Below are 25,970 nucleotides of genomic sequence, written 5' to 3'. Positions count from 1 at the left end.
GTAAGGATGGCTTATGAAAATTGTTATCGCTCCGGACTCGTATAAGGAAAGCTTGAGCGCGCTGGAGGTGGCGACAGCGATAGAGGTCGGTTTTCGCGACATTTTCCCGTCAGCGGACTATGTCAAATTACCGGTTGCCGATGGTGGCGAAGGGACGGTGGAAGCGATGGTGGCAGCCACGCATGGGCGTCTTGTCCATGTTCCCGTTACCGGGCCTTTGGGTGAACGCGTGGAAGGGTTTTTCGGGTTATCCGGAGACGGGAAAAGCGCCTTTATCGAGATGGCGGCAGCGAGCGGTCTGGAGCTTGTTGCTCCCGCAAAGCGTAACCCGTTAATCACCACCTCCTGGGGAACCGGGGAACTGATCCGTCATGCGCTGGATGCGGGCGTTAAGCATATCATTATTGGCATTGGAGGCAGCGCGACCAATGACGGTGGCGCAGGCATGGTGCAGGCGCTGGGCGTAAAACTGCTGGATGCGAAAGCGCAGCCCGTAGGGCCGGGCGGCGGCGAACTGGCAAGCCTTGCGCATATCGATCTTAGCGGGCTGGATAAGCGGCTGGCAGACTGTCGAATTGAAGTGGCCTGCGATGTGACCAACCCCCTGATCGGCGAAGCTGGCGCTTCTGCGGTATTTGGTCCGCAGAAAGGGGCGACGCCGGAGATGGTCAGGACGCTGGACAACGCGCTGGCGCATTACGCAAAAATTATCGCCCGGGATCTGGATATTGACGTCTTAAACCTGGCGGGCGGCGGTGCGGCTGGCGGAATGGGGGCGGCGCTGTATGCATTTTGCGGCGCACAGCTCCGTCAGGGGATTGAGATTGTCACCGATGCCCTGCATCTTGATGAACAGGTCGCGGACGCCGATCTGGTGATCACGGGCGAAGGGCGTATCGACAGCCAGACGATCCACGGCAAAGTGCCCGTTGGCGTGGCGAGAGTTGCGAAACGCTATAACAAGCCGGTTATCGGCATTGCCGGCAGCCTGACGGCGGATGTTGGCGTGGTGCATGAGCACGGACTGGATGCCGTATTCAGCGTGATTTACACCATCTGCTCGCTGGAGGATGCGCTGGAAAATGCGCAACAGAATGTACAGATGGCCGCAAGGAATATTGCAGCGGTGATAAAGATGGGGCGGGGGATGTCGCGTTAACGTTCGTGCTCCTGTAAGCCCGGTAAGCGAAGCGCCACCGGGCTTTTGTCTTAGCTCCCCAACACCTTCATTGCTTCCCGCGTCACGTTGTCCATCTCGTCCAGCAGCTCCAGGAACTCCGGTTCGAGATCGGATTCTGGCGTACCGGCGCGGAGCTGCTGTTCAAGCAACTGGCAGAGATTTTTCAACCGCGGTACGCCGCTGTAGCCGCAGCTGCCATGCAGTTTATGAATGGCTTCCAGCAGTCCTTCGGGGTTTTCACCCACCAGCTGTTCTTCAACCTTGTTACGGATCTCAGGCAGGAAGTCCACCAGCATTTGCAGCATATCGCGGGCCAGATCGGGTTTGCCTGCCGCCTGGCGCAGCGCCAGTTGCCAGTCAAACGTGGCGTTCTGGTTAACGCTGATCTCCGGCGATTCAGCTGTAATGGTGTATGTCCCGCCAATGTGCCCCGGCTTGTAGCGCAGCAGCAGGCTGTGCAGCTTCTCTTCGTCGATCGGTTTCGCCAGATAATCGTTCATGCCCGCACCCAGCAGTTTCTCCTTTTGCCCCGCCATCGCGTGCGCCGTCACGGCAATCACCGGCGTCTGCTGCTGGTGCGGAAGCTGGCGAATCAACTCGCAGGCGCGGATGCCATCCATGCCCGGCATCTGAATATCCATCAGGATCAGGTCGAACTGCATCTGTTTGGCTTGTTCCACGGCTTCGGCGCCGCTGGTACACAGCTCAACATGCTGAACCTGATCCTCAAGCAGCACGCCAATCAGCTTCAGGTTCGCCGGGTTATCGTCCACGGCCATCACCGTCATCGGCAGCTTATGTTCGTCGTTTTCCAGCGGCAGGGACTGATGCGTCAGACGGCAATATTCGGTCAACGCAGGTAACAGCCGTGTGGCGGTGAGGGGTTTCAGCAGACACGCCGCCGCTCCGTCGTTTTTCAGCTCTTCGGCGTTGATTTGGGCGTGGCACGGCAGCGCCAGCAGCAGGTAGTCCGTCATTGAGGCCGCCTTCGCCAGGCGTTCCTGCTGCATGGTCAGTTCTCCGGTAAACGTCACCGGAATCCCCAACAACAGGATATCGTAATGATCGTTCGCCAGCGCGGAGAAGGTCGGGCTGTAGATGACCTCCAGCGGCGTGCTGCTTAATACATCAAGCGTACACTGCGCCGCCGCGGCGTTCGGTTCCACATAGGCCAGACGCATCCCCTTCAGGCAGCCGGTGACCGGGCCGTCGGTCTGCACGTTCGGGTTAAGATCAAGGTTGATATGGAACCAGAAGGTTGAGCCCCGGTTAGGCTGGCTGTGGAAGGAGATATCGCCTCCCATCTCTTTCACCAGCTTTTGGGTGATCACCAGCCCCAGGCCCGTTCCGCCGTGACGACGGGAAATGCTCGCATCGGCCTGGCGGAAAGCCTGGAACAGACGCGTCTGATCGCGCTCCGGAATACCGATGCCGGTATCCCGGATCTGCACTTCAATCTGGACTTTGTTATTACTGAGCGCCCTTTTTTCGACCAGAATGTCGATGTTGCCGCTCTCGGTGAACTTAATCGCGTTGCCCACCAGATTGGTAATGACCTGTTGCAGGCGCAGCGGGTCGCCAATGACGTTATCCGGCACATCATTTTTAATATTGAGCGTCAGTTCCAGACCCTTATCATGCGATGAGTGGGCAAGAAGCGTGACCACGTCATCCAGCGTGCTGCGCAGCGGGAAGGGAATACTCTCCAGAATCAGCTTGCCCGCTTCCAGCTTCGAGAAGTCCAGTACGTCGTTAATAATGGTCAGCAGGTTGTTGGCTGAGCGTTCAATGGTATGCAGATGGTCACGCTGGGTCGGGTTCAGCTCGCTTTTGAGCGTCAGACGGGTGAAGCCAATCACCCCGTTCAGCGGCGTGCGCAGCTCGTGCGACATGTTCGCCAGGAACTCAGACTTAATTCGTGCCGCCTCCTGCGCACGTTTTTTCGCCAGATCCAGCTCCACGTTCTGGATCTCCATCTGCTCCAGCGTTTCGCGCAGGTCAGAGGTGGCCTGGTCAACGTTGTGCTGCATCTCTTCGTGATAAGCCGCCAGCGACATCGCCATTGAGTTGATGCCATTTTTCAGCATATCCAGCTCGCCGAGCATAAAGCCTTCCACGCGGCTGTCGAGCTGACCCCGGCGGATCCGGTCAACGGTATTCACCATGTTGCGGATAGGCCCGGTGACGTCGCGCATCAGTCGCCAGCCGAAGATCAGCGCGATGCCGATACAGAACAGCATCATCACGCCGGAGATGAAAATTTCTTTGTACTGCTGGAGCCGCACCGACTTGAGATCCAGCTCCAGCGCCACATATCCCAGCATATTATTGCTGGACTTCGCATCGGACTGGGCGGATTCGTCGGGTGAATAGCTTTCGGAGATAATCGGCGTGCGCAGGATCATGATATCGCCGCGCCGCAACACCGTAAGGTGACGCGGGAAGGGGGTACCCTCCGGGATTTTCAGCGACGTGGGATCCAGATGGAAATTCGAGGTGACGAACAGACGGTTATGCTCATCATAAACGGAAATGGCGCGCACGATCTCTGAATGACGGCGGTGCAGCACGCTGATTAACTGACCAATAGATTCACGGTTTTGCAGGTTCATGCCGTACTCGCTGGAGACGGCCAGCGGTTCGATAATGCTGGCCCCGGCATCTTCAAGCTGTCTCTGCAAATCGTTATAGCGATGCACCACAAAGAAAATGCTCAGCAGCAAACCGATGAGAACGGTAGGAGCGAGGATCAAAATCATCATGCGCGCGCGCAGGCTGTAGTTGGTCATGGAGTTCCGTTATGGGACAATCAGGCTAATTATGTTTATTTGAGAACAATCTCGGCGATGGCGCAATTCTACTCTGCAAAACGACGCGTGACGACGCGTCAGATCATAACTGTTGAAGCCACGGACCTCGATCCTTTTGGACAGGGGGTGGCGCGTCACAAGGGTAAGACACTGTTTATCACAGGTTTGCTGCCAGGAGAACGCGCAGATATTACGCTGACGGAAGACAAACGTCAGTATGCGCGCGGTCAGGTCAAGCGCCGTCTTAATGATAGCCCGGAGCGCGTGACGCCTCGCTGCCCCCATTTTGGCGTCTGCGGCGGCTGCCAGCAACAGCATGCCAGCACAGAATTACAGCAAAAAAGTAAAAGCAGCGCGCTGGCCCGCCTGGTCGGACACGACGTGAATGACATCATTGCCGATCGGCCCTGGGGCTACCGTCGCCGCGCTCGCCTGAGCCTCAGCTACCAGCCCAAAACCGAGCGGCTGGAGATGGGTTTTCGCAAAGCTGGCTCCAGCGATATCGTCTCTGTCACGCAGTGCCCTGTTTTGGCGCCCCATCTTGGGGCGTTGCTCCCGGACGTGCACCACTGTCTTGCATCGCTGGATGGCGTGCGTTCGCTGGGCCATGTCGAACTGGTGCTGGCCAACAGTGGCCCGCTGATGGTGCTGCGCCACACCGCGCCGCTGTCAAAGGCGGATCGCGAAAAACTGGAACGCTTTTCGCATTCTCATGAGCTTGCGCTTTTCCTCGCGCCGCAAAGCGAGATACTTGAGCAGGTCAGCGGAGAAGCGCCCTGGTATGCGTCAGACGGGCTACGCTTAACGTTCAGCCCGCGGGATTTTATCCAGGTTAACGACGGCGTGAACCAGCAGATGGTAGCGAACGCGCTGGCGTGGCTGGACGTACAGCCCACCGATCGGGTGCTCGATCTGTTCTGCGGTATGGGGAACTTTACCCTGCCGCTGGCCCGCAAAGCAGCAAGCGTGGTCGGGGTGGAAGGCGTTGAGGCGCTGGTGGTGAAAGGCCAGGAAAACGCCCAACAGAACGGCTTGCAAAATGTGACATTCTTTCATCAAAATCTTGAGGATGATGTTACTCAGCAACCGTGGGCTAAGCAGGGCTTTGATAAGATCCTGCTCGACCCGGCGCGCGCAGGTGCGCCGGGCGTGATGCAGCATATAATTAAACTCGCGCCTGAACGCGTGGTCTATGTTTCCTGTAACCCGGCGACGCTTGCCCGTGACAGCGAAGCATTATTGAGCGGGGGTTACCAGATTCGACGTCTGGCAATGCTGGACATGTTCCCGCACACTGGTCATCTGGAATCGATGGTGTTGTTCGAGCACATCTAATGAGTTTGGCTTGTCGACTTCGACAGGCCCTTGTCCCTAAAGGAGAGGACGATGGTTGCGGTAAGAAGTGCACATTTAAATAAAGCTGGTGAGTTTGACCCTCAAAAATGGATCGCAAGTCTGGGGATTTCCAGCCAGCAGTCGTGTGAACGCTTAACCGAAACCTGGGCCTATTGTTTACGCACAACGCAGGGGCATCCGGACGCTGAACTGCTGTTGTGGCGCGGCGTGGAGATGGTTGAAATTCTCTCCATGCTGAACATGGATATCGAAACGCTACAGGCCGCACTGCTGTTCCCCCTGGCGGACGCCGACGTGGTGACGGAAGACGTCCTGCGTGAAAGCGTCGGCCAGTCCGTCGTGGCGCTTATCCACGGCGTGCGTGACATGGCAGCCATTCGTCAGCTTAAAGCCGCGCAAACGGACTCTGTCTCTTCCGAGCAGGTGGATAACGTCCGTCGCATGCTGCTGGCGATGGTAGATGATTTCCGCTGCGTGGTTATCAAGCTGGCCGAACGGGTTGCCCATCTGCGTGAAGTGAAGGATGCGCCGGAAGACGAGCGCGTCCTGGCCGCTAAAGAGTGTACGAATATCTATGCGCCGCTGGCGAACCGTCTCGGTATCGGGCAACTGAAGTGGGAGCTGGAAGATTACTGCTTCCGCTATCTGCATCCGGCGGAATACAAACGCATTGCAAAATTGCTGCACGAACGCCGCATTGACCGCGAGCACTATATCGAGGAATTTGTCAGCGGGCTGCGCCAGTCGATGAAAGAGGAGAATGTGCGCGCCGAGGTCTACGGGCGTCCGAAGCACATCTACAGCATCTGGCGCAAAATGCAGAAGAAACATCTCGCCTTTGACGAGCTGTTTGACGTGCGCGCCGTACGTATCGTGGCGGAGCGTCTCCAGGACTGCTATGCCGCGCTGGGGATAGTGCATACTCACTTCCGCCATCTGCCGGATGAGTTCGATGACTACGTCGCCAACCCCAAACCAAACGGCTATCAGTCTATTCATACCGTGGTGCTCGGCCCTGGCGGCAAAACGGTGGAAATTCAGATCCGTACCAAACAGATGCACGAAGACGCCGAGCTGGGCGTGGCGGCGCACTGGAAATACAAAGAGGGTACCTCCGGTGGCGGTCGCTCCGGTCACGAGGACCGTATCGCCTGGCTGCGTAAGCTGATTGCGTGGCAGGAAGAGATGGCCGACTCCGGCGAAATGCTCGACGAAGTGCGCAGTCAGGTCTTCGACGATCGCGTCTACGTCTTTACCCCGAAAGGGGACGTGGTTGATTTGCCGGCAGGCTCCACGCCGCTCGATTTTGCCTACCACATCCACAGCGATGTGGGACACCGTTGCATCGGGGCGAAGATCGGCGGACGTATCGTACCGTTTACCTACCAGCTCCAGATGGGCGATCAGATTGAAATCATCACCCAGAAGCAGCCAAACCCAAGCCGCGACTGGCTGAATCCGAACCTCGGTTACGTTACCACCAGCCGTGGGCGCTCTAAAATCCACGCCTGGTTCCGCAAGCAGGATCGTGACAAGAACATCCTTGCCGGTCGTCAGATCCTGGACGACGAGCTGGAACATATCGGGATAAGCCTGAAAGAGGCGGAGAAATTCCTGCTGCCGCGCTACAACTTCAACGAGCTCGACGAACTGTTAGCGGCGATTGGTGGCGGCGATATCCGCCTGAACCAGATGGTGAACTTCCTGCAAGCGCAGTTCAACAAGCCAAGCGCAGCGGAGCAGGATGCGGCGGCGCTGAAACAACTCCAGCAGAAAACCTACGCTCCGCAGCAGCGCAGTAAGGACAATGGCCGCGTGGTGGTTGAAGGGGTGGGTAACCTCATGCACCATATTGCCCGCTGCTGCCAGCCGATCCCGGGAGACGATATTGTCGGCTTTATCACCCAGGGGCGCGGGATCTCGATTCACCGCTCCGACTGCGATCAGCTTGCAGAGCTGCAATCGCATGCGCCGGAACGTATCGTGGAAGCCGTCTGGGGGGAGAGCTACTCGGCGGGTTACTCGCTGGTGGTGCGCGTCACTGCCAACGACCGCAGCGGCCTGCTGCGCGACATCACCACCATTCTCGCCAACGAGAAGGTCAACGTGCTGGGCGTTGCCAGCCGCAGCGATACCCGCGAGCAGCTTGCCACCATCGATATGACTATCGAAATCTATAACCTTCAGGTGCTGGGCCGCGTACTCGGCAAACTGAATCAGGTGCCGGATGTGATTGACGCGCGTCGTCTGCACGGCGGCTAAACATCCTCTTCTGTAGGCCGGGTAAGGCAACGCCGCCACCCGGCTCAGGCATTTAATGGAATTTGTTATGACTCAAATCGACCGCCTGCTTGGCATCATGAAACGCCTGCGCGACCCGGAAAACGGCTGCCCGTGGGATAAAGAGCAGACTTTCGCCACCATTGCGCCTTACACGCTGGAAGAGACCTACGAAGTGCTGGACGCGATTTCGCGCGAAGATTTCGACGACCTGCGCGGTGAGCTGGGCGACCTGCTGTTCCAGGTTGTGTTCTACGCGCAGATGGCGCAGGAAGAGGGGCGCTTTAACTTTGACGATATCTGCGCCGCTATCAGCGACAAGCTGGAGCGTCGTCATCCGCATATTTTTGGCGATGCCTCCGCAGGCAACAGTGCGGAAGTGCTGGCGCGCTGGGAGCAGATAAAAAGCGCCGAACGCGCTGAAAAATCCCAGCACTCGGCGCTGGACGACATTCCCCTGAACCTTCCCGCGCTGATGCGCGCGCACAAAATTCAAAAGCGCTGCTCGGCGGTAGGGTTTGACTGGAACTCTCTCGGCCCGGTGCTGGAAAAAGTGCACGAAGAGATCGACGAAGTGATGCATGAAGCGCAGCAGGCCGTTGTGGATGAAGCAAAGCTGGAAGAGGAGATGGGCGATCTGCTGTTTGCGACCGTCAACCTTTCGCGCCACCTCGGTGTAAAAGCGGAAACCGCCCTGCAAAAAGCGAACATTAAATTCGAACGACGCTTTCGCGAAGTTGAGCGGATTGTGGCCTCGCGCGGCCTGGAAATGAGCGGGATTGACCTCGACGCGATGGAAGAAGTCTGGCAGGAAGTAAAACGCCAGGAACATGATCTCTAACGAGATTTTGCGATCAAGCGCAATTTGTGTGATTTTTTAAATGACAAGCGCTTGATTTGCGTCAAAAACATTTACCCAAAAGGGGCTATTTTCTCACTCCTTATGTTTGTCATGGCCTGGAGTGGAGACGGAGAATGAAAGTTTGTGGCGCTCGTCGTGTTCGGGTATACTACTTTCCCGTCCTGGTTATTCCATCGTTTCACCCTAACTTCTCAGGTTCAGCATGACAACGAACTATATTTTTGTGACCGGCGGGGTCGTATCCTCTCTGGGTAAAGGCATTGCCGCAGCCTCCCTCGCAGCCATTCTTGAAGCCCGTGGCCTCAATGTGACCATGATGAAACTGGATCCGTACATCAACGTCGATCCTGGCACCATGAGCCCAACCCAACACGGGGAAGTGTTCGTTACTGAAGACGGCGCTGAAACCGATCTGGATCTTGGCCACTACGAGCGTTTCATCCGTACCAAAATGACCCGTCGTAACAACTTTACGACTGGCCGTATCTACTCTGACGTTCTGCGTAAAGAGCGCCGTGGTGACTACCTGGGCGCGACCGTGCAGGTCATCCCACACATCACTAACGCCATTAAAGAGCGTGTCCTTGCCGGTGGCGAAGGGCATGACGTTGTGCTGGTTGAAATCGGCGGTACCGTAGGGGATATCGAATCCCTGCCGTTCCTCGAAGCGATTCGTCAGCTGGCGGTAGATATTGGTCGTGAGCACGCGCTGTTCATGCACCTGACGCTGGTGCCTTACATGGCGGCAGCAGGTGAAGTGAAAACCAAACCGACTCAGCACTCTGTTAAAGAGCTGCTCTCCATCGGTATTCAGCCTGACATCCTGGTTTGCCGTTCCGATCGCGCGATTCCGGCGAACGAACGCGCGAAAATTGCATTGTTCTGTAACGTGCCTGAAAAAGCCGTTATTTCAATGAAAGATGTCGATTCCATTTATAAAATCCCGGGCCTGTTGAAATCACAGGGTCTGGACGATTATATTTGTAAACGATTCAGCTTGAACTGTCCGGAAGCTAACCTGTCTGAATGGGAGCAGGTGATTTACGAAGAAGCCAATCCGGGCGGCGAAGTGACTATCGGTATGGTCGGCAAGTACATCGAACTGCCGGATGCCTATAAGTCAGTTATCGAAGCGCTGAAACACGGTGGTCTGAAGAATCGCGTCTCTGTGAACATCAAGCTGATTGATTCACAGGATGTGGAGACGCGCGGCGTTGAAATTCTTAAAGATCTGGATGCTATCCTCATCCCTGGCGGCTTCGGCTACCGTGGTGTTGAAGGCAAGATCGCCACTGCACGCTATGCGCGTGAAAACAATATTCCATACCTCGGTATCTGCCTGGGTATGCAGGTTGCGCTGATTGAATTTGCGCGCAACGTAGCGGGAATGGAAAACGCGAACTCTACGGAATTTGTGCCAGACTGTAAGTACCCTGTTGTGGCGCTGATTACGGAATGGCGCGACGAAGACGGTAACGTCGAAGTCCGTACCGAGAAGAGCGATCTGGGTGGCACCATGCGTCTTGGCGCACAGGCCTGCCAGCTGTCCGACGATAGCGTGGTACGCAAGCTGTACGGCGAGCCGGTCATCACCGAGCGCCATCGTCACCGCTATGAAGTCAACAACATGTTGTTGAAACAAATTGAAGCTGCGGGTCTGCGTGTTGCGGGCCGTTCCGGGGATGATCAGTTAGTCGAGATCATCGAAGTGCCTAACCATCCGTGGTTCGTGGCCTGCCAATTCCACCCGGAATTTACTTCAACGCCGCGTGACGGGCATCCGCTGTTTGCAGGCTTCGTGAAAGCCGCCAGCGAGTACCAGAAGCGTCAGGCGAAGTAAAAAAAGTTAGAACGGCAACGCGTACCTTTGGTACGCGTTGTTTGTCTGGAGTTTTAGTTTAACTTGTACTGAGGAAAATCTAATGTCCAAAATCGTTAAAGTCATCGGTCGTGAAATCATCGACTCCCGTGGTAACCCGACCGTTGAAGCTGAAGTTCATCTGGAAGGTGGTTTCGTCGGTATGGCAGCGGCTCCATCAGGTGCTTCTACAGGTTCCCGCGAAGCGCTGGAACTGCGTGATGGCGACAAATCCCGTTTCATGGGCAAAGGCGTACTGAAAGCGGTTGGCGCTGTTAACGGTCCTATTGCTCAGGCTATCGTTGGCAAAGATGCTAAAGATCAAGCTGGCATCGACAAGATCATGATCGATCTGGACGGTACTGAAAACAAATCTAACTTCGGTGCGAACGCAATCCTGGCCGTTTCCCTGGCGAACGCCAAAGCGGCAGCGGCAGCTAAAGGCATGCCACTGTTCGAGCACATCGCTGAACTGAACGGCACCCCAGGCAAATACTCCATGCCTGTACCAATGATGAACATCATCAACGGTGGTGAGCACGCAGACAACAACGTTGATATTCAGGAATTCATGATTCAGCCAGTTGGCGCGAAAACCCTGAAAGAAGCGGTACGTATGGGTTCTGAAGTGTTCCACAACCTGGCTAAAGTTCTGAAAGCTAAAGGCATGAACACGGCTGTTGGTGATGAAGGCGGCTACGCGCCAAACCTGGGTTCTAACGCAGAAGCACTGGCTGTTATCGCTGAAGCAGTTAAAGCAGCAGGCTACGAGCTGGGCAAAGACATCACCCTGGCGATGGACTGCGCAGCATCTGAATTCTACAAAGACGGTAAATACGTTCTGGCCGGCGAAGGCAACAAAGCGTTCACCTCTGAAGAGTTCACCCACTTCCTGGAAGACCTGACCAAACAGTACCCAATCGTTTCTATCGAAGACGGTCTGGACGAGTCTGACTGGGATGGTTTCGCATACCAGACCAAAGTACTGGGCGACAAAATCCAGCTGGTTGGTGACGATCTGTTCGTAACCAACACCAAGATCCTGAAAGAAGGCATCGAGAAAGGCATCGTTAACTCCATCCTGATCAAATTCAACCAGATCGGTTCTCTGACCGAAACGCTGGCTGCGATCAAAATGGCGAAAGACGCTGGCTACACCGCGGTTATCTCTCACCGTTCTGGCGAAACTGAAGACGCTACCATCGCTGACCTGGCTGTTGGTACCGCTGCTGGCCAGATCAAAACCGGTTCTATGAGCCGTTCTGACCGTGTTGCTAAATACAACCAGCTGATTCGTATCGAAGAAGCGCTGGGCGAAAAAGCACCTTACAACGGTCGTAAAGAGATCAAAGGCCAGGCATAAGCCTGAACCTTCGTTCTTATGAAAAAACCCGCTTCGGCGGGTTTTTTGTTTTCTATAGCAGAAGCGGCAACGTGGCGCTTGCCGTTTGCTGGCTAACGTCACCGTAATGGCTGTCTACTGCAATAAGGGAAGTGGTTAGCAGTTCAACCAGTAGCATCACGCCAACCTTGGCGTTGAGCGCACCCGCGCTCAGCGGTCCCTCGGGTTTGGCTGCAACCAGCTGTAAATCGCTCAGGGAGGCCAGCGGGCTGCGAGGCGTATTGCTGAGTGCCAGTACCTTAACGCCCCTCTTGCGGGCGAGTTTCACCACGTGAAGCAGATCCCGTGTAGAGCCGGAACTTGAGATGGCCACCACCAGCGTCTCTTTCGAGAGCGTCGTCGCATTCATGGCGGCGCGATGCATATCGCTAAACAGCTGTGCAGGTTTGCCGAGTCGCAGCAGCTTGTAATGCAAATACTCCCCCAGAATCGCGCTGGCCGCCACTCCGTAAATTTGCACTGACTGCGCCTGATGCAGGGCCAGTGTCGCCTGTTCAAGCTGGGCCCGGTCGAGGAGTTTTGCGGTATCTTGCAGCGCCTGGACAGACTCATCCACCACGTTATCTATTGCATCTCCTGCCTGACGCTCCGGCAAACCCTGCTGAATATCCAGCGCAAGCGCCATTTTAAATTCGTTATATCCCTTACAGCCCAGCGTGCGGCAAAGGCGTGTGACGCTGGCCTCGCTGGTGCCGCTTTCACGCGCCAGCTCGGTGATCGTCAGGTAGAGCACCCTGGCAGGATCGTTGAGGACAAACTCCCCCAGTTTTTGTTGCGTTGGGCTGTACCCGGAAGCCTCCTGGCGTAGCTTCAGCAGCAGGTTTTCATGGTCCGACATGCTAGATCCTTAATGCGTTTCTCTGCCAACTAGTGTGGCGGAAAGCGGGGGAAAGATGCCAGTCATTTCGAAAAAGTATGATCGGTGTCCTGGTTTTTGGTGGTAATTTTCACAATTAAAAATATATATGGTAAAAATTTTCATCAATAACCAGGGGGATAAAAAAATGATGCAAATGTTCAGCGGAGCGTCTTCCGGCGGATGGTTTGAAAAAGCGCAGCGCTTCGGCAAATCCTTTATGTTACCCATCGCCATACTGCCCGCAGCAGGTCTGTTGCTGGGGATCGGCGGGGCGCTATCGAATCCAAATACGCTTACTGCGTATCCATTTTTAGACGTTGGCTGGCTACAGGCCATCTTTACCATCATGAGCAGCGCAGGCTCGATTGTGTTTGCAAACCTGTCGGTACTGTTTGCTGTTGGGGTCGCCGTTGGGCTGGCGAAAAATGATAAAGGCACGGCAGGGCTGGCGGCGTTGCTCGCTTATCTGGTGATGAATGCCACTATCAATGCGCTGCTGATCCTGACCGGAAAACTGGCGCATGAGAACCCGGGCGCCGTAGGGCAGGGCATGACGCTGGGTATTCAGACGCTTGAAACGGGCGTGTTTGGTGGGGTAGTTATTGGGCTGGTGACCTGCGCACTGCATCATCGGTTTAATAAAATCGCGCTTCCGCAATTCCTGGGCTTTTTTGGCGGCTCACGCTTCGTTCCCATTATCAGCTCACTGGCGGCGATACTCGTCGGCGCGCTGATGACCGTGGTCTGGCCGCATTTTCAGAAGCTGATCTTTGGCCTCGGCGGGCTGGTGGATGCCACCGGCTATCTGGGGACGTTGCTGTACGGCTTCATCCTGCGCATGCTTGGCCCGTTTGGTTTGCACCACATCTTCTATCTTCCGTTCTGGACCACCGCGCTTGGCGGCAGTGAAATTGTTAACGGTCACCTGGTTGAGGGCACGCAGCGGATCTTCTTCGCCCAGCTCGCCGACCCGAACACGCAGCATTTCTATGAGGGCACGTCGCGCTTCATGTCCGGGCGCTTTATTACCATGATGTTTGGTCTGCTCGGCGCCTGCCTTGCGATGTACCACACGGCCAGGCCGGAGAACAAAAAGCGGGTTGCCGGGCTGCTGCTCTCTGCGGCGTTAACCTCATTCCTGACGGGAATTACCGAGCCCATAGAGTTCTCATTCCTGTTTATTGCCCCGGTGCTGTACGTCATTCATGCGCTGTTTGACGGGCTGGCGTTCATGCTCGCGCACATGCTGCACATCACCATCGGACAAACATTCTCCGGCGGGTTTATTGATTTCGTGCTGTTCGGCATTTTGCAGGGGGAAGCGAAAACTAACTGGATGTTCGTACCGCTGGTGGGCGTACCGTGGTTCTTCCTTTACTACTGTACCTTCCGCTATCTGATCAAACGTTTTGATTTTGCCACGCCGGGCCGTGAAAAGGAGGCGTTGGCTGACGAGGCTACCCTGCCGCAAAGCGAGCGCGCCGCGGCGGTGATCGCCGGGCTGGGAGGAAAAGACAATCTGGATGACGTTGACTGCTGCGCCACGCGCCTTCGCGTCACGGTTAAAGACGGTAGCAAAGTCAATGAATCTGCACTGAAAGCGACCGGCGCCCGCGGCGTAATCGTCCGCGGCAACGGTGTCCAGGTCATCTATGGCCCGCACGTCACCATTATCAAAAACGAAGTAGAAGAGATCTTATCGTAATGAAAACTGTACTGGATAACCTGAAAGGAAAACTGGTCGTCTCCTGCCAGGCGCTGGAAAACGAACCGCTGCACAGCCCGTTTATTATGTCGCGAATGGCGCTGGCGGCGGCCCAGGGCGGTGCCGCTGCGATCCGCGCCAATAGCGTGGTGGATATCGAGGCTATCAAAGGGCTGGTCTCACTGCCGGTAATCGGCATCATCAAACGAGACTATCCGGACAGCGAGGTGTTCATCACCGCAACGCTCAAAGAAGTGGATGAGTTGATGGCGGTCGCCCCGGAGATCGTTGCGCTGGATGCGACCGCCCGGAAACGGCCCGGTGGCGGATCGCTGGACATGCTGATCGCGCAGATCCGCACCCGTTACCCTTCGCTGCTGCTGATGGCGGATATTGCCACCGTGCAGGAGGCCGTGGCCGCGCAGGCGCTGGGGTTTGATTGCGTCGGAACCACCCTTTACGGTTATACGGCGGAGACTGCGGGCCATTCGCTACCGGAAAATGACTGCGCGTTTTTGAAAGAGGTGCTGTCTGCCGTCACGATCCCCGTGATTGCTGAAGGTAACGTGGATACGCCTGAACGCGCGGCCAGGTGTCTGGCGCTGGGGGCGCACACGGTTGTCGTCGGCGGGGCGATCACCCGACCACAGCAAATTACGGAACGGTTTATGGCGGCAATTGGCGCGCAAAGCACCGATGGAGCATGATCATCTGACGGGGATCTGCGATACTTATCGTTTATCCCCTTAACAGAGTTGACTATGCAGTACCCGATTAACGAGATGTTCCAGACCCTGCAAGGCGAGGGTTACTTTACCGGCGTTCCCGCTATCTTTATTCGTTTACAGGGATGCCCGGTTGGCTGCGCCTGGTGTGATACCAAACATACGTGGGATAAGCTCGCAGATCGGGAAGTATCGCTGTTCAGCATTCTGGCGAAAACCAAAGAGAGCGATAAATGGGGCGCGGGTAGCGCAGAAGATCTGCTTGCCATTATTGGTCGTCAGGGCTGGACGGCGCGGCACGTGGTGATCACCGGCGGGGAACCCTGCATTCACGATCTGATGCCGCTCACCGAACTGCTCGAGAAGAACGGCTATAGCTGTCAGATCGAAACCAGCGGCACCCATGAAGTGCGCTGCTCCCATTCAACGTGGGTAACGGTTTCACCAAAAGTGAATATGCGTGGTGGGTATGACGTACTGTCGCAGGCGCTTGAGCGAGCTGATGAGATCAAACATCCGGTGGGGCGCGTGCGTGACATCGAAGCGCTGGACGAACTGCTGGCGACGCTGACGGACGAAAAGCAGCGCGTGATCGCGCTACAGCCTATCAGCCAGAAAGACGATGCGACCCGTCTGTGCATTGAAACCTGTATCGCCCGCAACTGGCGGCTGTCGATGCAGACGCACAAATATCTGAACATTGCCTGATACTTTTGTGGCCCCGCTTAACGCGGGGCTTTTGTTGTTGGCAGTAAAGCCCAGGTCACGACTGCCGACCCAAGGCAAATCGCACTGTTGAAAAGCAAGGCATACTGCGCGGCACTGGCCGTTCCCATCGGCAGCCATAGCGCGTACAGCGATGCGGTGACCGCGATACCCATTGCGCCGCCCAGGGAACTGCCCATCTTATAGATCCCAGAAGCCACCCCCACTTTGTTTTCAGGGGCATTCATTACCGCCGTGTCCGTTGAGGGCGTGGCGTAACATCCGAGCCCCAGCCCGAATAAAATATTGCTCAGAAAAACGGTAACAATGTAGACCTCTTTGCTTAAGAAGGTGCATGAAATCAGCGAAATACCTGTTGCGGTCAGCAGCGGGCCGGTCATCATCGGCAGCCTGGCACCATAGCGCTGAAGCAGTTTTTCACCCACCCGGATCATCGCCAGTACGGTAACCAGATACCCCAGCGTCATCATGCCGGTCTGTAGCGGTGACAGATGATGGCCCTGCTGCAACCAGATGCTGGCGATCATCATGGTGCCAATGCAGCCGTTGAGCAGGAAATTTGAGAATACCGAGGCGCTATAGGCCCGGTTTTTAAACAGGGCGAAATCGATCAGCGCCGCATCGCCTTTCCGCCGCCCGGTAACGATAAAGCACATCAGTGCAATCACGGCTCCACACAGTACAAGAAGCGATAAACTGCTGCTCCAGCCCCAGCTGTGTCCTTTGCTGATAAACAGATTGAACAGCACCAGCATAAGGACAAAACTCACCAGGCCGCTGATATCCAGTTTGTGTCGACACGCATCAGGGCAGCGGCTTTCCGGCGTGGCGCGGATAAGCAATAGCGCGACCAGCGCTACCACCATCGACAAAATAAAAATCCAGCGCCAGCCCAGCGTGGTGGCGATGGCGCCCCCCACAAACGAGCTCAGGCCACTCCCGCCCCATGAACCGATAACCCAGAAACTGATTGCGCGCTGGCGTGCTTTACCTTCATACCAGGTTTTAATCAGCGCCAGCGTGGCGGGCATAATGCAGGCCGCTGATAGCCCCTGTATCGCTCGTCCCAACAGAAACAGGACGGGCTCCCATGAAATGAACAGCAGACCACTCCCGATCATGCTCAGGATCAGGCCAATCATGGTCAGGCGCATGCGCCCAAACTTATCGGCAAACCCACCGCAGGCGACGACAAAACAGCCGCTGAACAACGCGCTCAGGCTGACGGCCAGCGTAAGGGTTTCGAGGGCAATATCGAGGCTATTCTGCATGGCCGGAACCACGTTGATAACCGACTGGGCAAACAGCCAGAATGTCAGAACGCTCATGACGATACCCGCCAGCAGCCGATCGTTACCGGCGTAGGCAGATGCGCCTGTCAGGGAAACGGTACTCATAGTGCAGCCCTCCCGGGAAGGTGCGAATCAGCGCAGATAGTGTTCGGTCAGTGCGGCCCACAGCGCCGCGCCGGTGAGGAGAATGTTGTCGTTAAAGTCGTAGCCCGGGTTATGCACCATGCAGCGGTCAGGCTCATCCCCGGCGCCAAGCGTGAAATAGCAGCCATTGGGATTTTTCTCGAGCATGAATGCAAAGTCCTCGCTGCCCATAAACGCATTCACCTCCGCGACGGCATCCTGACCGAACAGATCGGTGGCGACGCTGCGCACCATCTCGTTGGCTTGCGGATTGTTTTTCAGCACCGGGCTGCCGTTAATGTGTCGAATGGTGGCCGTCGCATTGAAACTTTCCGCCTGTGCAACGGCGATATCATGGATACGCTGTAGCACGGTTTGCCGCACGCTTTCATCCAGCGTGCGCACGGTAAGTTTCATCAATACTTTGTCGTTGATAATGTTAGGGGCGTGCCCGGCCTGAATGCTGCCTACGGTAACGACGGCTGGCTGGAAGGGGGTAATGTTGCGCGAAACAATGGACTGCAACGCGATAGTGATATGACAGGCAACCAGGGTGGCGTCAACGGTATGTTCTGGCACCGCGCCGTGACCACCCACGCCGTTAACCTCAATATGAAGGGTGTCGGAAGAGGCCATCATGGCGCCATCGCGCAGACCAATTTTTCCGAGGGGCTGTGACGGCATATTGTGTAGACCAAAGATGTGGTCGCAGGGGAACAGGTCAAACAAACCGTCCTCTACCATAACGCGTCCGCCATACAGAAGTTCTTCCGCGGGCTGAAAAATAAGGTGCAGCGTGCCGTTAAAATTACGGGTGCGTGCCAGGTACTCCGCTGCATACAGGAGCGTTGTGGTGTGGCCGTCATGACCGCAGCCGTGGAATTTACCCTCAACGGTACTGCTCCACGCCTTGCCGTTGTTTTCCTGCATTGGCAGCGCATCCATATCGGCGCGCAGACCCAGGCGTTTATGCCCGTTACCCACCTTCAGTGTGCCGACCACACCGGTTTTCGCCAGGCCGCGATGAACCTCATATCCCCATTCCTGAAGCAGCGCTGCAACGCGATCGCTCGTGTTGTGCTCCTCAAAACCAATTTCAGGATGCTGATGAAAATAGTGACGTAATTCAGTGAACCGGGCTTCGTTGCCACGCAGAGCTTCGATAATTGGATGTGTCATTTTTGTTATCCTTTTTCTGCCAAACGATGATAATTTCGAGTCTATGACGATCGTCCCGCCTGAAAATGCATTTTTTTGTTGTAAAGCGACGGCTTTATTTTGATTGTTTTTCATACAATTCAGTTATGACAAAAAAGATCAGGTCATTTTTTGTCTTTGGTGAGGGGTAAGATGGCGCAACGGGGAGATAAGTTTTGGATAGAGATTCAGGACATTCGCCACTGCGTGGAGGATGAAGGCGATACGCTAACGTTGCTCTGGGTGCTGGAAGGGCGGGCAGAGCTGAACACCGATGTGGGACATGACATCCTGGAGGCCAATACCCTTGCTATCATCAACCGTCATCGGCGCTGGCAGTTCACGAGCGAAACGGCAAATGTCACCCTGCGCGTAACCCTTTCCGGGCGCTGGGTCGTCCAGCTCTGCAATGATTTTTTTGCCCATGATTATGCTGTACCGGCAGAAGCCGGAGGCGTCTGGCCCCAATGCGATGCGCTTCGCGATCTGCTGCGCCAGCTTCTTGTGGTCACCCTCATCAACGACCCGCACCGCTACCGGCTGGAGGCGTACCGCTGGCTGAGCGAGATATTGCTGTTGCTGACCAGCCGCTTTCAACAGCCCGCCCGTATGCTGTCCCGGGAACTTTCATCAGCGCACAGCAAACGCATCGCCCGGGTGATAGAGCGGATCAATGCCAGTTATTCCCGCCGTATTACGCTTGCGGAAATCGCCGCGAGTGAATATGTCTCTGAAGCCTGGCTCTCTCGTCTCTTTCGCAAGGAGGTGGGGATCAGTTTCATGCAGTACATCACCCACCTGCGGCTGGAAAAGGCGGCCGACGCTCTCCGGCTGACGAACCGACCGCTGCACCAGATTGCGCTTGAGCAGGGTTTCGCCAGCACGCGTATGATGAGCGATCGGTTCAGGCGTGTTCACAATATGTCTCCGGGTGAGTTTCGTAAGGCCCGGCGCCAGCACCCGGAGGCGGCACGTATTCGGACGGACAGGCGTGAGCAGCGCTATCCGGTCGCCGTGGACAAGCTGTTTAGCCTGCTCAATGAACCGGTGGCGCGCGGTTGGGGAGCCTCGCCGCTCATCGTTCATCCGCAGCAGGAGCAGAGCCTGGATCTTGAGCAGCTTAATCCTCTTTCTGCCTCGCTGCGCCGTATGCGGGTGGTCATTACCCTGCGTGAGCTCGACGATTTGCTGCGTGAGGACGTTCGACAAAATCTGGAGGCGATAAATGAGGCCATTCCCATTGAGGGGATTGATATCGCCGAACCTTTTCTCAGCAGTCGTCTGTTTGCCACCGGGTGGGATGACCCCCAGATGGCGGGCTACGCCTGCTGGTACAATCTGCATCAGCTCTTCACCTGGCTGGCAAAAAAGCAGTGGACGGTGCTACTGCACACCGGCGTAACGACCCGTCGCGATCTTCTTACCCGTTTTTTACAACAGTCGGTTAATCATTTTTCGCCAGAGATCACCGCGGGCTGGCACTTCGTCATGCACTGGTCAACACAGGCAAGTGAGGAGACCCGGGAGCAGGTCTGGCTGGCCCAGCAAAAGGCAATACGAACTTATCTTCCGCAGGCAAAGTTTGGTTTATGGCACCGATTTGCCCCCGTCAGCGCGGGCGTAAGCGACGATACCCTGTTCAGTTCAGCCATCCTGATGCAGGCCGATTTTCTTGCCTGTTCTGCCGATGCTAATGAACTTCTCGATCCCGCGCAGCTGGAGGCAACCCCTCTCTCTTCAACGGAAAATTATCCGATACTGAAGGTCCGCCAGATCCTCGCTGCCCTTCGCCTGCGTAAATGTTCGCTTCCCGTCTGGCTTCTCTCCTGGAATACCCTCACCGGCAACACACGGGCGACAAACGGCTGGTTTTTTCGTGGGGCGCTGCTGATGCAGAACCTGCTCGGGCTTTCGGAGCAGGTCTGGCTGGCGGGATTCTGGCTTAATTCGGGCCTTCAGGGAGAAGCTCGTGCGAACAACACCATCGATACCTCAAGCCTGGCGCTACAGTATAACCATGGTCTGCCGCGTCCGGTTTATTGGGTACTCTGGCTCTGGCAACGTCTGCGGGGCGAGGTGCTGGTCAATGATAAGCGTGTCCTGCTTACGCGCCATCGCAATGGTTATCAGCTGTTGCTGCGTAATGTGGTGGTTTTTAATCCGCTCCTTTCCAGTGAAGAAGCATTCATCCAGCGTTTTCGCCAGCAGTATCATTTACACCTGAAGGGAATGCGCGGTAAATGGCGAATTAAATGTCATCTGTTTGATCAGCACAACGGCGCGCTCTATCCGTTACTTGAAGGGGTTGGCAGCGAAAGCGGCCCTGATGAAGAGATGTGGCGCTGGATAGCGCATAAAGCGCGTCCAACGCTTTCCGTACGCGATGAACGCCTTTATGACGGCTGGCAACTGAGTGAATCACTGGAGAGTAATGCGCTGGTGCTCTACGAGTTTACGCCGCTCGTGCCTCGTGAGGCCGCAACGGAGGAGATTCACTCCCCGCGGTAGACGCAGCCTGCCGTGCAGGTCTCTTTGATCATCACCGCGCTCAGCAGCGGCACCAGCGGTTTCATCTGATCCCAAATCCATTTCGCCAGCACTTCGCTGGTCGGGTTTTCAAGGCCCGGAATATCATTCAGATAGTAGTGATCGAGACGATCGTAGGTCGGCTTAAACGCAGCCTTCAGTTCGGCAAAGTCCATGATCCAGCCCGTATGGGGATCGACTTCACCGGTGATTTCAAGACGCACCATAAACGAGTGTCCATGCAGGCGGCCACATTTGTGTCCGGCAGGAACGTGTGGAAGGTGGTGTGCGGCTTCGAAGGTGAAATCTTTAAACAGTGTGGTGGACATCATAGCTCTCAGGAATGCGGAAAAAACCGCCGCATAGTACCGGAAAGCACAATTTTTATCATTAACTAAAACGGCTCTGAACGGTCACCGCCTCGTATTCATGGTGTTTATCGGCCTTTATTGTTTTATTTCAAATAGTTATTTAATCGCTTTTATCGTTAAGAACGATAACTAAAACAGGTTAGTCCATTTGGTTATTTATTATTTCCATCCCTTCTTTAATTGTTATTATCCCCGCCGTTAACCTTATCTTCAGTTTGGATTTATTCGCTTAAAGTCCGCTTTGCTACTGGAACATAACGACGCATGACAACACAGGCCCCACCTTCAAATTTGCTTCCCCTTAACCCGGAGCAACTGGCGCGCCTCCAGGCCGCGACTTCCGATTTTTCACCCACCCAGCTCGCCTGGGTCTCCGGCTATTTCTGGGGAATGCTCAATCAGCAGCCGGGTGCTGTGGCTGGCGTCCCGCCAACGGCCGTTGAAATTCCTGCCATCACGCTTATCTCCGCTTCGCAAACGGGTAATGCCCGTCGTGTGGCCGAAGCGCTGCGTGATGACCTGCTCGCCGCGAAGCTGAACGTTAACCTGGTCAACGCCGGGGATTATAAATTCAAACAGATCGCGTCAGAAAAACTGCTGGTGGTGGTGGCGTCAACGCAGGGGGAAGGTGAGCCTGCGGAAGAAGCCGTCGCGCTGCATAAGTTCCTGTTCTCGAAAAAAGCGCCCAGGCTGGAGGGCACCGCCTTTGCCGTCTTCGGCCTCGGTGATACGTCCTATGAATTTTTCTGCCAGTCCGGTAAAGACTTCGACAGCAAGCTGGCGGAGCTGGGTGCAGAGCGCCTGCTGGATCGCGTAGACGCTGATGTCGAATACCAGGCCGCCGCCGCCGAATGGCGGACGCGCATCGTTGAGGTGCTGAAGGCCCGCGTCCCGAAAGAGACGCCAGCGCAAGCCGCCGTTACCGCAGCGGGCACCGTCAACGAAATCCACACCAGCCCTTACACGAAAGAGGCGCCGCTGACGGCGAGCCTGTCGGTAAACCAGAAAATCACGGGCCGTGATTCGGAAAAAGACGTGCGCCATATCGAAATCGATCTCGGTGACTCCGGCCTGCGTTATCAGCCTGGCGATGCGCTGGGCGTCTGGTATCAGAACGATCCGGCGCTGGTGAAAGAGCTGGTCGAGCTGCTGTGGCTGAAAGGCACGGAGCCGGTCCAGGTGGAAGGTAAAACCTTACCGCTCTCTGAGGCGCTTCAGTGGCATTTCGAGCTGACGGTGAACACCGCCAATATCGTTGAAAACTACGCCACCTTAACGCGCAGCGAGTCCCTTCTGCCGCTGGTGGGGGACAAAGTGAAGTTACAGCATTACGCCGCGACGACGCCGATTGTCGACATGGTGCGTTTCTCCCCGGCACAGCTGGATGCCGACGCGCTGATCGGCCTGCTGCGTCCGCTGACGCCGCGTCTTTACTCCATCGCCTCTTCACAGGCGGAAGTGGAAAACGAAGTCCACATCACCGTTGGCGTGGTGCGTTACGACATCGAAGGCCGCGCGCGGGCGGGTGGGGCGTCGGGCTTCCTGGCCGACCGCGTGGAAGAAGAGGGCGAGGTGCGCGTCTTTATCGAACACAACGACAACTTCCGCCTGCCGGCGAACCCGGAAACGCCGGTGATCATGATTGGCCCGGGCACCGGCATCGCACCGTTCCGCGCCTTTATGCAGCAGCGTGCAGTGGACGAGGCGCCGGGTAAAAACTGGCTGTTCTTCGGCAACCCGCATTTTACTGAAGATTTCCTCTACCAGGTTGAATGGCAGCGCTACGTCAAAGAGGGCGTGCTGACCCGCATCGATCTGGCCTGGTCCCGCGATCAGAAAGAAAAAGTATACGTACAAGACAAACTGCGCGAACAGGGCGCAGAGCTGTGGCGCTGGATCAATGACGGCGCCCACATTTATGTCTGCGGCGACGCCAATCGCATGGCGAAAGACGTTGAGCAGGCACTGCTGGAAGTGATTGCCGAATTCGGCGGTATGGATGCCGAAACGGCGGATGAATTTTTAAGTGAGCTGCGCGTAGAGCGCCGTTATCAGCGAGATGTCTACTAATGAGCGAAAAACATCCTGGCCCACTGGTGGTCGAAGGCAAACTGTCTGATGCCGAGCGCATGAAGGTAGAGAGCAACTACCTGCGCGGTACCATTGCCGAAGATTTAAATGACGGCCTGACCGGCGGTTTCAAAGGCGACAACTTCCTGCTGATCCGTTTCCACGGTATGTACCAGCAGGACGACCGCGATATCCGCGCCGAACGTGCCGAACAGAAGCTGGAGCCGCGTCATGCGATGCTGCTGCGCTGCCGCCTGCCGGGTGGCATCATCACCACCAAACAGTGGCAGGCGATTGACAAGTTTGCCGGTGAAAACACGATTTACGGCAGCATCCGTCTGACTAACCGTCAGACCTTCCAGTTCCACGGCATTCTGAAGAAAAACGTCAAGCCGGTGCACCAGATGCTGCACTCCGTGGGGCTGGACGCGCTGGCGACCGCCAACGATATGAACCGTAACGTGCTTTGCACCTCGAACCCGTATGAGTCCGAGCTGCACGCCGAAGCGTACGAGTGGGCGAAGAAGATCTCCGAGCACCTGCTGCCACGCACGCGTGCCTATGCGGAGATCTGGCTCGATCAGGAGAAAGTCGCGACCACGGACGAAGAGCCGATCCTCGGTCAGACCTACCTGCCGCGCAAATTCAAGACCACGGTGGTTATCCCGCCGCAGAACGATATCGACCTGCACGCCAACGACATGAACTTCGTGGCGATTGCCGAAAATGGCAAGCTGGTCGGCTTTAACCTGCTGGTGGGCGGCGGTTTGTCCATCGAGCATGGGAACAAGAAAACCTACGCCCGCACCGCGAGCGAGTTCGGCTTCCTGCCGCTGGAGCACACGCTGGCCGTGGCTGAGGCGGTGGTTACTACCCAGCGCGACTGGGGCAACCGTACCGACCGTAAAAACGCGAAAACCAAATACACCCTGGAGCGCGTGGGCGTCGAGACGTTCAAAGAAGAAGTGGAGCGTCGCGCGGGGATCAAGTTTGAGCCGATCCGCCCTTACGAATTCACCGGTCGCGGCGATCGCATTGGCTGGGTGAAAGGTATCGATAATAAATGGCACCTGACGCTGTTTATTGAAAACGGTCGTATTCTGGATTATCCGGGCCGCCCGCTGAAAACCGGTCTGCTGGAAATTGCTAAGATCCATAAAGGCGAGTTCCGCATTACCGCCAACCAGAACCTGATTATTGCCGGCGTGCCGGAAAGCCAGAAGGCGAAGATCGAGAAGCTGGCGCGCGATCATGGGTTGATGAATGCGGTTAAACCGCAGCGTGAAAACTCGATGGCCTGCGTGTCGTTCCCGACCTGCCCGCTGGCGATGGCCGAAGCCGAGCGTTTCCTGCCGTCCTTCACTGATAAAGTGGAAGCGATTCTGGAAAAACACGGTATTCCGGACGAGCATATTGTTATGCGCGTCACCGGCTGCCCGAACGGCTGCGGTCGCGCGATGCTGGCCGAGCTGGGTCTGGTGGGCAAAGCGCCGGGTCGTTACAACGTGCACCTTGGCGGCAACCGTATGGGGACGCGCATTCCGCGTATGTACCGTGAAAATATTACGGAACCGGAAATTCTTGATTCCATCGACGAGCTTGTCGGGCGCTGGGCGAAAGAGCGTGAAGCGGGTGAAGGCTTCGGCGACTTTACGGTGCGTGCGGGCATCATTCGCCCGGTGCTCGATCCCGCCAGGGATTTCTGGGAGTAACACATCCTTTGCCCGGTGGCGCTTCGCTTACCGGGCCTACGGGTTTTGTAGGCCGGGCAAACGCAGTGCCGCCCGGCAAAACAGGCAAACGAGGTTCTTATGTCCGTACTCGATCTAAACGCCCTAAATGACCTGCCAAAAGTCGAACGCATTCTGGCCCTGGCAGAAACCAACGCCCAGCTGGAAAAACTCGACGCCGAAGGGCGCGTGGCGTGGGCGCTGGAAAACCTGCCGGGTGACTATGTGCTGTCGTCAAGCTTTGGCATCCAGGCGGCGGTCAGCCTGCACCTGGTGAATCGGATCCGCCCGGACATTCCGGTGATCCTCACCGATACCGGCTATCTGTTCCCGGAGACCTACCAGTTTATTGACGAGCTGACGGACAAGCTCAAGCTGAACCTCAAAGTTTACCGCGCGACGGAAAGCGCGGCCTGGCAGGAGGCGCGCTACGGCAAGCTGTGGGAACAGGGCGTTGAGGGCATTGAGAAATACAATGAGATCAACAAGGTCGAGCCGATGAACCGGGCGCTGAAAGAGTTGAACGCTCAGACCTGGTTCGCGGGCCTGCGCCGCGAGCAGTCCGGGAGCCGGGCAACGCTGCCGGTGCTGGCGGTGCAGCGCGGCGTGTTCAAAGTGCTGCCGATCATCGACTGGGATAACCGCACGGTGTACCAGTATCTGCAAAAGCACGGGCTGAAGTACCATCCGCTGTGGGATCAAGGCTACCTGTCGGTAGGCGACACCCACACCACGCGTAAATGGGAACCGGGAATGGCGGAAGAAGAGACGCGATTCTTTGGGCTGAAGCGCGAGTGTGGGCTGCACGAAGGGTAATGTTTTTTCGCCCGGTGGCGCTGCGCTTACCGGGCCTACAACGGCACAAAACGTAGGCCCGGTAAGGCGTAGCCGCCACCGG

Annotated in this window: 18 protein-coding genes; 13 read left to right on the top strand and 5 right to left on the bottom strand. The window is 56.3% G+C overall.

Annotation, left to right across the window (positions count from 1 at the left end; translation table 11 throughout):
• The first annotated feature begins 13 nt into the window (after window positions 1-13).
• Complete coding sequence (locus O1721_RS21940) at window positions 14-1,159, top strand: glycerate kinase (protein ID WP_032649331.1); 1,146 nt, start codon at window positions 14-16, stop codon at window positions 1,157-1,159.
• A gap of 50 nt (window positions 1,160-1,209) precedes the next feature.
• Here O1721_RS21940 and barA read toward each other — a convergent pair whose 3' ends face one another.
• Window positions 1,210-3,969 (bottom strand): two-component sensor histidine kinase BarA, encoded by a 2,760-nt coding sequence (gene barA, locus O1721_RS21935; RefSeq protein WP_017692749.1) that lies wholly within the window; start codon window positions 3,967-3,969, stop codon window positions 1,210-1,212.
• Between the two features lie 57 nt (window positions 3,970-4,026).
• Between barA and rlmD the strand changes: the two genes are divergently transcribed.
• From rlmD to eno, 5 genes are all read left to right on the top strand, one after another.
• Window positions 4,027-5,325 carry a 23S rRNA (uracil(1939)-C(5))-methyltransferase RlmD gene (gene rlmD / locus O1721_RS21930; RefSeq protein ID WP_032649329.1) on the top strand — a complete coding sequence of 433 codons (1,299 nt, stop codon included), beginning with the start codon at window positions 4,027-4,029 and terminating at the stop codon, window positions 5,323-5,325.
• Between the two features lie 51 nt (window positions 5,326-5,376).
• Complete coding sequence (gene relA / locus O1721_RS21925; protein ID WP_003862722.1) at window positions 5,377-7,608, top strand: GTP diphosphokinase; 2,232 nt, start codon at window positions 5,377-5,379, stop codon at window positions 7,606-7,608.
• Between the two features lie 67 nt (window positions 7,609-7,675).
• A complete protein-coding gene (mazG, locus tag O1721_RS21920) occupies window positions 7,676-8,467 on the top strand; it encodes a nucleoside triphosphate pyrophosphohydrolase (protein WP_017382826.1) in 792 nt (263 codons plus the stop codon).
• Window positions 8,468-8,690: 223 nt separating this feature from the next.
• Entirely contained in the window at window positions 8,691-10,328 is a 1,638-nt protein-coding gene (gene pyrG, locus O1721_RS21915; protein WP_003862718.1) for a glutamine hydrolyzing CTP synthase, read from the top strand.
• Between the two features lie 82 nt (window positions 10,329-10,410).
• Entirely contained in the window at window positions 10,411-11,709 is a 1,299-nt protein-coding gene (eno, locus tag O1721_RS21910; protein WP_006811784.1) for a phosphopyruvate hydratase, read from the top strand.
• A 52-nt stretch (window positions 11,710-11,761) separates the two neighbouring features.
• On the opposite strand, the gene O1721_RS21905 is transcribed toward eno, so the two are convergent.
• Window positions 11,762-12,586: a MurR/RpiR family transcriptional regulator gene (locus tag O1721_RS21905; RefSeq protein ID WP_015571725.1), complete on the bottom strand. Its 825-nt coding sequence runs from the start codon at window positions 12,584-12,586 to the stop codon at window positions 11,762-11,764.
• A gap of 166 nt (window positions 12,587-12,752) precedes the next feature.
• Here O1721_RS21905 and O1721_RS21900 point away from each other — a divergent pair, with 166 nt between their 5' ends.
• Genes O1721_RS21900 through queE form a run of 3 tightly spaced genes read left to right on the top strand, consistent with a single transcriptional unit; the run spans window position 12,753 to window position 15,745 of the window.
• Window positions 12,753-14,312 (top strand): maltose/glucose-specific PTS transporter subunit IIC, encoded by a 1,560-nt coding sequence (locus O1721_RS21900; RefSeq protein ID WP_017382825.1) that lies wholly within the window; start codon window positions 12,753-12,755, stop codon window positions 14,310-14,312.
• On the top strand, window positions 14,312-15,019 hold the full coding sequence (locus tag O1721_RS21895) for an N-acetylmannosamine-6-phosphate 2-epimerase (RefSeq protein ID WP_032649326.1): 708 nt from the start codon (window positions 14,312-14,314) through the stop codon (window positions 15,017-15,019). Before O1721_RS21900 ends, O1721_RS21895 begins: the two co-directional genes overlap by 1 nt.
• A 54-nt stretch (window positions 15,020-15,073) precedes the next feature.
• On the top strand, window positions 15,074-15,745 hold the full coding sequence (gene queE, locus O1721_RS21890; protein ID WP_006811780.1) for a 7-carboxy-7-deazaguanine synthase QueE: 672 nt from the start codon (window positions 15,074-15,076) through the stop codon (window positions 15,743-15,745).
• Between the two features lie 17 nt (window positions 15,746-15,762).
• Here the strand turns inward: queE and O1721_RS21885 are convergent, their stop codons facing one another.
• Window positions 15,763-17,160, bottom strand: a complete 1,398-nt coding sequence (locus O1721_RS21885) for an MFS transporter (protein WP_032649324.1) — start codon at window positions 17,158-17,160, stop codon at window positions 15,763-15,765.
• A gap of 27 nt (window positions 17,161-17,187) precedes the next feature.
• On the bottom strand, window positions 17,188-18,357 hold the full coding sequence (locus O1721_RS21880; protein ID WP_023304334.1) for a M20 aminoacylase family protein: 1,170 nt from the start codon (window positions 18,355-18,357) through the stop codon (window positions 17,188-17,190).
• Window positions 18,358-18,528: 171 nt separating this feature from the next.
• Between O1721_RS21880 and O1721_RS21875 the strand changes: the two genes are divergently transcribed.
• Entirely contained in the window at window positions 18,529-20,883 is a 2,355-nt protein-coding gene (locus tag O1721_RS21875; protein WP_032649322.1) for a helix-turn-helix domain-containing protein, read from the top strand.
• On the opposite strand, the gene queD is transcribed toward O1721_RS21875, so the two are convergent.
• On the bottom strand, window positions 20,868-21,233 hold the full coding sequence (gene queD / locus O1721_RS21870) for a 6-carboxytetrahydropterin synthase QueD (RefSeq protein WP_006811776.1): 366 nt from the start codon (window positions 21,231-21,233) through the stop codon (window positions 20,868-20,870). The genes O1721_RS21875 and queD overlap by 16 nt on opposite strands.
• A 303-nt stretch (window positions 21,234-21,536) precedes the next feature.
• Here queD and cysJ point away from each other — a divergent pair, with 303 nt between their 5' ends.
• The 3 genes from cysJ (at window position 21,537) to cysH (ending at window position 25,888) form a co-directional block, all read left to right on the top strand.
• Window positions 21,537-23,342: an NADPH-dependent assimilatory sulfite reductase flavoprotein subunit gene (gene cysJ, locus O1721_RS21865; RefSeq protein WP_032649320.1), complete on the top strand. Its 1,806-nt coding sequence runs from the start codon at window positions 21,537-21,539 to the stop codon at window positions 23,340-23,342.
• A complete protein-coding gene (gene cysI, locus O1721_RS21860) occupies window positions 23,342-25,054 on the top strand; it encodes an assimilatory sulfite reductase (NADPH) hemoprotein subunit (RefSeq protein WP_015571717.1) in 1,713 nt (570 codons plus the stop codon). Before cysJ ends, cysI begins: the two co-directional genes overlap by 1 nt.
• Window positions 25,055-25,153: 99 nt before the next feature.
• The gene (gene cysH / locus O1721_RS21855; RefSeq protein WP_017382820.1) at window positions 25,154-25,888 is read left to right on the top strand and encodes a phosphoadenosine phosphosulfate reductase; all 735 of its coding nucleotides are present in this window, start codon (window positions 25,154-25,156) and stop codon (window positions 25,886-25,888) included.
• The last annotated feature ends 82 nt before the right edge of the window (window positions 25,889-25,970 follow it).

It is taken from the genome of Enterobacter cloacae complex sp. HYC033_NIDB (genome assembly GCF_056673335.1).
The sequence above is the reverse complement of the archived record's forward strand: the minus strand, read 5'-3'. Positions and strand labels throughout refer to the sequence as shown.